General features: G+C 71.6%; 1 protein-coding gene. It reads right to left on the bottom strand.

What is annotated here, in order from left to right:
* Nucleotides 1-1069: cytochrome c biogenesis protein ResB (gene resB / locus RR49_RS00050; protein ID WP_045245674.1), on the bottom strand; the 1069-nt coding region annotated here is incomplete at both ends.

Here is a 1069-nt window from a genome sequence, read left to right on the forward strand (position 1 = left end):
ACCTCCAGCACCGTGCCGCCGCGGCGGCCGGTGGTTGCGCGGACCCAGAGGCGGCGGCGGGGCACGAACAGGGACAGGGCCAGCCCGGCCATCGCGGCGACCGCGGCGATCAGAGTGGGGGTTTGGGTGGGGTCGGCGGCGATCTCCAGCGACGCGAACCGGGGGATCGGGCCGAGCTCGATCGTGCCCAGCCCGTCCGGCAGCGGAACCGGGGTGCCGGGGACCAACTGCAGGGCGGGGGTGGGGGTGCCCCGCCCGGCGATCTGGGTGAGGGTGCTGGTGTCCAGTGCGTACACCGACACCGGGACCCCGGTGTTCAGGCCCAGGTCGCCGACGTACACGTTGAAGGTGACGACCGGGTCCAGCAGGTCCGGGTAGCTGGACGCGAACGCCCCAGAGGCGGTGGTCGCGCGGGTGGGGTACAGCATCCCGACCAGGCCGACCTGCTCGGCCAGCCCGTCGGGAACCTTCACGATGCCCAAGCTGGTCAAATTCGCGTCCTGCGGCAGGAACGGGACCGTGTCACGGAACACGATCTTCCCGGCCGGGTTTCGGACGGTGAGGGTGGGGGCGTACCCGTTGCCGAGCAGATAGATGTCGGTGCCGGCCACCGACAGCGGCTCGTTGACCCGGATGCTGGAGGCCTGCCGGGTGTCGCCTGTGGTGGTCGTGACCTGCGCGTCGAACGTCTTCGGCATGCCGAGCGCGTTGACGTTGTCCAGGACGTAGTCGACGCGGAACCGGTCCAGGGTGAGGGAGAACGTCGGGATCTGCGTGTCGGTGATGAACCGGCCGGCGGTGAACGAGTCGTACGCGATCCGGGTGGACGCGAAGGTCTGCCCCTCGACCAGCACCCGCTGCCCGGTGAACCGGAACCCGCCGCCGACGCCGACCACGACCAGCACCGCCAGCAGCGCCACGTGGAACAGCAGATTCCCGGTCTCCCGCAGGTAGCCGCGCTCGGCTGCGACCGAGTCCCGTCCGTCGTCGCCGCGGACCCGGCGGGTGCGGTACTGCTGCCGACGCAGCGCCTGCTCGGCCGCGTCCAGGACCGCACCGGGGGGCGTGA

It is taken from the genome of Microbacterium ginsengisoli (genome assembly GCF_000956535.1).
GTDB lineage: Bacteria > Actinomycetota > Actinomycetes > Actinomycetales > Microbacteriaceae > Microbacterium > Microbacterium ginsengisoli.